Raw genomic sequence first — 6889 nt, 5'->3', positions numbered from 1 at the left:
CGCCGCCACACCCCGCGCCGACAGCACCCACGGCACCAGCCCACCGGACACCGGCTCCCCGGCCGGCACCTCCTCCTCCGCAACCCCCTCCAGGATCACATGCGCGTTCGTGCCGCTGTAGCCGAAGGACGACACCGCAGAACGACGCGGACGGTCCAGCTCGGGCCAGGGCTGATTCTCGGTCAGCAGCCGGACGTGGCCCTCGCTCCAGTCGACGTGCTGGGAGGGCTCGTCGACGTGCAGGGTGCGGGGCATGACACCGTGCCGCATGGCCTGCACCATCTTGATGACGCCGGCGACACCTGCCGCGGCCTGCGTGTGACCGATGTTCGACTTGACCGAGCCCAGCCACAACGGCCGCTCGGCCGACCGGTCCTGGCCATACGTGGCCAGCAGCGCCTGCGCCTCGATCGGGTCGCCGAGGGTCGTGCCCGTGCCGTGGCCCTCGACCACGTCCACGTCGGCGGGGGTCAGCCCGGCACCGGCGAGCGCGTCGCGGACGACCCGCTGCTGTGCGGGGCCGTTGGGCGCGGTCTGGCCGTTGGAGGCGCCGTCCTGGTTGACCGCTGTGCCGCGCACGACCGAGAGGATCCGGTGGCCGTTGCGTTCGGCGTCGGAGAGGCGTTCCAGGACCAGCACCCCGACGCCCTCGGCCCAGCCCGTGCCGTCCGCCGCGGTGGCGTACGACTTGCAGCGGCCGTCGGCGGCCAGCCCGCGCTGGCGGGAGAACTCGACGAAGACTCCTGGCGTCGACAGCACGGTCGCACCGCCCGTCAGCGCGAGGGAGCACTCCCCCTCGCGCAGCGACTGCACCGCCTGGTGCAGGGCCACCAGCGACGACGAGCACGCCGTGTCCACCGTGACGGCCGGGCCCTGCAGGCCGAGGTGGTAGGAGACGCGGCCCGAGACGAGGCTGCCGACGCTGCCCCCGCCGGGGTCGTAGTCGTGGTGGAAGGAGCCGGCGAAGACGCCGGTGCGGGTGCCCTTGAGCGTCTGCGGGTTGATGCCCGCGCTCTCCAGGGCCTGCCAGGAGGTCTCCAGCATGAGGCGCTGCTGCGGGTCCATGACCAGCGCCTCGCGCGGGGCGATCCCGAAGAACGCCGGGTCGAAGTCGGCCGCGTCGGCCAGGAAGCCGCCGGAGCGGGTGTAGGTCTTTCCGGGGTTGCCCGGTTCGGGATCGTACAGCCCCTCGACGTCCCAGCCGCGGTCTGCGGGGAAGTCGCCGATCGCGTCCTCTCCCTTGACGACGGCGTCCCACAGGTGGTCCGGCGAGGACACGCCACCGGGCAGCCGGCAGGCCATGCCGACGATCGCGACGGGTTCGGTGCGGCGGCTCTCCAGGACCCGCAACTGGCCACGCGTGGCGTGCAGTTCCTCGGAGACCGCCTTGAGGTACTTCAGCAGCTCTTCTTCGGTGGGCATGAGCTCACTCTCAACTGTGGTGGGTGGGCGATTCGTCGCCCGAGACGGAGATGCCGAGGCTGTTGGTGACGAAGTCGAGGACTTCCGCCGCGGACGCCGATGCGAGGCCGGCCGACTCGGATTCTTCGGCCTCCACCGCGGACTGTGGTGACGTCCACGGCTCCGACATGCTGCGGAAGGTCTCGGCCAGCGCGGTGCGCTGGGCGCCGGTGAGGTTCAGTGCGGTCAGGTGGCTTCTGATCCGGGTGAGGTCGGCCATGACCTGCTCGTAGGTCGTCTCGCCGGTGGGCTGCGCCGCGGCGGGTGCCGGGGCGAGGCCGGCGAGCAGGTGGTCGGCCAGGGCGCTGGGGCTGGGGTGGTCGAAAACGGCGGTCGAGCTGAGCTTCAGGCCCGTGCCGGCGCTGACCCGGTTGCGCAGTTCGACGGCGGTGAGCGAGTCGAAGCCGAGGTCGCGGAACGCGCCGTCGGCGGGTATCCGACCCGGGTCGGTGTGCCCGAGCACCCGGGCCACCTCGGTGCGGAGCAGCTCCAGCAGCGTCTCGCGCCTGCGCTCGGCGGGCATCCGCAGCAGCCGGCTCGCCAGCGGCTCGTCCTGCGCCGCCGGGACGGCGTCCGCGGCGGTCCGCCGCTGGGCGGGGGACGCCAGGTCGCGCAGGAGCACCGGGGCGGTGTCCGCGCGCAGGGCGCCGGTGTCGACCCGCACCGGGACGACGAACGGTACGGCGGCGGACAGGGCCCGGTCGAAGGCCGCCAGCCCCTCCTCGGTGCCGGTCGGCAGCAGTCCGGTGCGGGCGATCCGGTCCCGGTCGGCGGTGTGGAGACGGGCCGTCATCCCGCTGGTCTCGGTCCACATGCCCCAGGCAAGGGAAACCGCCGGCCGGCCGGCTGCGTGCCGGCGCGCCGCGAAGGCGTCCAGGTAGGCGTTGGCGGCGGCGTAGTTCGCCTGGCCGGGCGAGCCCAGGACGCCGGCCGCCGAGGAGAACACCACAAAGGCCGCCAGATCGGCGTCGGCGGTCAGCTCGTCGAGATGCCGCACCGCGTCCGCCTTGGGCCGCAGCACGGTGTCGAGCCGCTGCGGGGTGAGGGACTGAAGGACGCCGTCGTCGAGGACGCCGGCGGTGTGCACCACGGCGGTCGGCGGATGCTCGGCCGGTATCCGGGCCAGGGCCCGGGCGAGCTGGTCGCGGTCGGCGACGTCGCAGGCGACCGACAGCGCGGTCACGTGCTCGCCGAGCAGGTCCTCGGGCAGCGGTGCGCCGCTGCGGCTGAGCAGCAGCAGATGCCGTATCCCGTGGTCGGTGACCAGCCGCCGTACGACGAGCCGGCCCAGGGTGCCGCTCGCGCCGGTCACGAGCACCGTGCCGTCGGGGTCGAGCGGACGCGGGATCGTGAGGAGCGCCGGGCTGGTGCGGTCGGAGCCGTGGGCTTCGGCGGCGGCCCGTACGTCGTGGGCGTGCACGGGCAGCGGTTGGAGCGTGCCCCGGCCGAACAGGCTGCCGAGGGCGGCGAGATGCTCCCGCTGCCGGGCGGGTTCGACGTCGGCGATGTCGACCGGTGCCGTGCCCGGGTGTGTCTGGTCGCCCGGTGTCTCGTACCGGCCGGCGACGGGCACGTACCGGCCGTCGTCGGCGAGGAGTGCGGCGGAGGCCGCCGCGGTGTCCCCGCCCAGCGGGTCGAGGACCACAGCGAGACCCGCGGGGACCGTCTTGGGGAAGGCGTCGGCTCCCGGCTCGGCGAGATGCGCCTCGTCCAGGCCCAGGCCGCGCAGCGCGTCCCGGGCGTCGGCGGGTGCCGTGGCGTGGACCTCGGCGCCCAGGTGCCGGGCGAGCTGGACGGCGGCCAGACCGACGTCCGTGCCGGCGGCGTGGACCAGCACCTGCTGTCCGGCCCGCACCCCGGCCACGTCCACCAGGCCGTGCCAGGCGGTGAGGAAGGCCCGCGGGGCCGCCGCGGCCTGGGCGAAGCTCCAGCCGTTCGGGATCGGCGCGACGTCCCGGTGGTCGGTCACGGCCTCCCGGGACAGGGCGTCGCCGCGCGGGAAGAGACCGAACACCCGGTCGCCGACGGTGACTGCGGTGACCCGCGGGCCGGTCTCGGTGACGACACCGGCGCCCTCGGTGGCCGACAGGCTGTCCGGGTCGGTCCCGGCGGCCCGCATCGACACCCGGATCTGCGTCGGGCCCAGCGGCTGGTCGCCGTCCTGTCCGGCGAGCATCTCTCCATCGGATCCGGCGAGTGCATCGCCGTCCGATGCTGCGACAAGGGTGAGCGCCGCGCCCTCGCCGGTCCTGCGCAGCCTCCGGGCGGGCCCATCCGGCAACGGCAGCAGGGCGGGCCCGGTGCGGGTGAGGCGCGGTGCGTACGGCTGCCCGTCCCGCACGGCGACCTGCGGTTCACCGGTGCCGACGGCCACCGCGAGGGCCTGGTCGGACCACGTGTCCAGATCGGCGAGCAGCAGCCGCCCGGGGTGCTCGGCCTGGGCGGAGCGCAGCATGCCCCACACCGCGGCGGTGACCGGGTCGGGCCGGTCCATGAGCGTGCCCCGGGTGACGACGGCGAGCCGGGCCTCGGTGTCCGCCGGGCCGGCCAGGAACCGCTGGGTGAGCGCCAGCACCTCGGCCAGCCGTGTCCGCAGGTCGCCGCCCGGTTCGACGTGGACGACGGTGAGGTCCGCCGACACCGCGCCCGCGTCCCCGGCCGGCAAGGCGCGCCAGCGCAGGTGGAGTCCGCCGTCCCGCTCCGGGGCCGCGCCCGCGGTCATGGGCCGCAGCGCCAGCGCGTCGACGGTGATGACGGGGCGGCCGAGGGCGTCGGTGGCGGTCAGGGAGACGGTTCCGTCACCGCTCGCGCCGAGCCGGACCCGCAGGGCCGGTGCCCGCGTCGCCTCCAGGGTCACGCCGGTCCAGGAGAACGGCAGCAGAGGCTGCGCGGCATCCGTTCCGGCCCGGGCCGGCAGGCCGAGCGTGACCGTGTGCAGGGCGGCGTCCAGCAGCGCCGGGTGCAGGCCGAACCCGCCCGGTGCGATGGGCAGTTCGACCTCCGCGTACAGCTCGTCGCCGGTGCGCCAGGCGGCCCGCAGGCCGCGGAAGGCCGGGCCGTAGCCGTAGCCGCGCTCGGCCAGGCCTTCGTAGAACCCGTCCAGGGGCACGGGCTGTGCGCCGGCCGGCGGCCAGGTCCAGTCGCTGTCCGGTCGCGGGGCCGCGGGGGCGAGCACGCCCGTGGCATGCCGCACGGGCGGTTCGTCCATGGCGGCCGAGGTGGGCGGCGTGGCCGAGGAGTGCACGCCGACCGTCCGGCGGCCCGCCCCGTCCGGGGCGCCGACGATCACCTGGAGGTAGACGGCGGTGCCGGTCGGCAGGGCCAGCGGGGTGTGCAGGGTCAGCTCCTCGACGACCGGGCAACCGGCCTCGGCGCCGGCGTGCAGGGCCAGTTCGAGGAAGGCGGTGCCGGGCAGCAGGACCGTGCCGCCCACCGCGTGGTCGGCGAGCCAGGGATGCGCGGAGGGCAGCACCCGGCCGGTGAGGACCGTCTGCCCGTCGGGCAGGTGCACGGCGGCACCGAGCAGCGGGTGGCTGGTCGCGCTCAGGCCGGCGGCCCGCAGACCGGCCGTGGTCTCGTCGGCCGCCTGCCAGTAGCGCTGCCCGGCGAACGGGTAGCCCGGCAGTTCCACCCGGCGTCCGCCCGGCAGCAGCCGCTCCCAGGCCATGGGCAGGCCCGCCGCGAACGGCTGGGCGAGGGCCCGTGCCAGGGCCTGCGGCTCGGGCCGGCCGGCGGTGAGCGTGGCGGCGGCGACGTAGCCGCCGTCGTCGAGGACGGCGTCGAGGGTCGCATGCACCATCGGCGTCAGTACGGCGTCCGGACCGACCTCCAGGTACGCGGTGACTCCCTGGCCGGCCAGCCACCGCACCCCGTCGGCGAAGCGGACGGCCCGGCGGACGTGCTCGACCCAGTACGCGGGCGTGCACAGCCGCTCGGGGTCGGCAAGTTCGCCGGTGACGTTGGACACGAGCGGGATGCGCGGCGGCCGGAAGTCCAGCCCGGCCAGCACGTCGGCGAACTCGTCGAGCATCGCGTCCATGCGGTGCGAGTGGAAGGCGTGGGACACAGAGAGCCGGCGCACCCTGCGCCCGGCGGCCCGGAAGTGCTCGGCGACGGCCAGGGCGGCCGGCTCGTCGCCGGAGATCACCACCGCCTGCGGGCCGTTGACTGCGGCGATGCCGACGGCGTCCGTCAGCGCCGCCTGCCGGAGGTATGCCTGTGCCTCCTCCTCACCGACGGCGAGCGCCACCATCGCGCCGCCTTCCGGCAGCGCCTGCATCAGACGTCCGCGCGCCGCGACGAGCGCGCACGCGTCGGGCAGGGACAGCACGCCCGCCGCGCACGCCGCGGTGATCTCGCCCAGGGAGTGCCCCATGACATGGCCGGGCTCGACGCCCCAGGACCGCAGCAGCTCCCACAGCGCGATATCCAGCGCGAACAGCGCCGTCTGCGTGTACATGCTCTGGTCGAGCAGCGCCGCCGCCGGGGAGCCGGCGGGCGCGAACACGACGTCGCGCAGCGGATGTCCGGCGTGTCCGTCAAGGTGCGCGTCGACTGCGGCGCACACGGCGTCGAACGTCTCGGCGAAGACCGGATACCGCTCGTACAGGTCCCGGCCCATCCCGGCGCGCTGCGCTCCCTGGCCGGAGAACACCAGCGCGAGCCCGCCGGCTCCCGCCTCCCCGGCCTCGCCGACGACGGCGTCCGGTGTGTCCTCGCCCCGGGCTAGGGCGGCCAGCGCGGCGGTGAGCGTGCCGCGGTCGGCGCCGAGCAGGACGGCCCGGTGGTCCATCAGGGCCCGTCCGGTGGCGAGGGTGAAGCCGACGTCCCGGGCATCGAGTCCGGAGGCGCCGTCGATCGTGGCGAGCAGCCGTTCCGCCTGGCGCCGCACCCCGTCGGCGGTCCGCGCGGACAGCACCCACGGGATCACGGGGGCGTCCGGGGCCGGTTCGGGAGCGGTGGTGTCCTCGGGCGGCGCCTCGAGGATCACATGGGCGTTGGTGCCGCTGATGCCGAACGACGACACCGCCGACCGGCGCGGACGCTCCAGCACGGGCCACTCCCGCGCCGCGGTGAGCAGACCGACAGCGCCGGACTCCCAGTCGACGTGGTGGGAGGGCGTGTCGGCGTGCAGGGTGCGCGGCATGAGACCGTGCCGCATCGCGTACACCATCTTGATGACGCCGGCGACGCCTGCCGCGGCCTGCGTGTGACCGATGTTCGACTTGACCGAGCCCAGCCACAACGGCCGTTCCGCCGACCGGTCCTGGCCATACGTGGCCAGCAGCGCCTGCGCCTCGATCGGATCACCCAGCGCGGTCCCCGTACCGTGGGCCTCGACCGCGTCCACATCCGCCGGTGACAGTCGGGCAGCGGCCAGCGCGGCCCGGATCACCCGCTGCTGCGACGGACCATTGGGCGCGGTCAG

The 6889-nt window shown here is 75.3% G+C and carries 2 protein-coding genes; both read right to left on the bottom strand.

The features are described from left to right. Positions 1-1422 (bottom strand): beta-ketoacyl synthase N-terminal-like domain-containing protein (locus ABZU99_RS34720; RefSeq protein WP_355955289.1); only part of this gene is annotated, 1422 nt, incomplete at its 3' end. A gap of 10 nt (positions 1423-1432) precedes the next feature. Beyond that, on the bottom strand, positions 1433-6856 hold the full coding sequence (locus ABZU99_RS34715; RefSeq protein WP_356228174.1) for an SDR family NAD(P)-dependent oxidoreductase: 5424 nt from the start codon (positions 6854-6856) through the stop codon (positions 1433-1435). Between the last annotated feature and the right edge of the window lie 33 nt (positions 6857-6889).

Source organism: Streptomyces sp. NPDC005266 (assembly GCF_040607655.1).
Classification (GTDB): domain Bacteria; phylum Actinomycetota; class Actinomycetes; order Streptomycetales; family Streptomycetaceae; genus Streptomyces.
The sequence above is the reverse complement of the archived record's forward strand: the minus strand, read 5'-3'. Positions and strand labels throughout refer to the sequence as shown.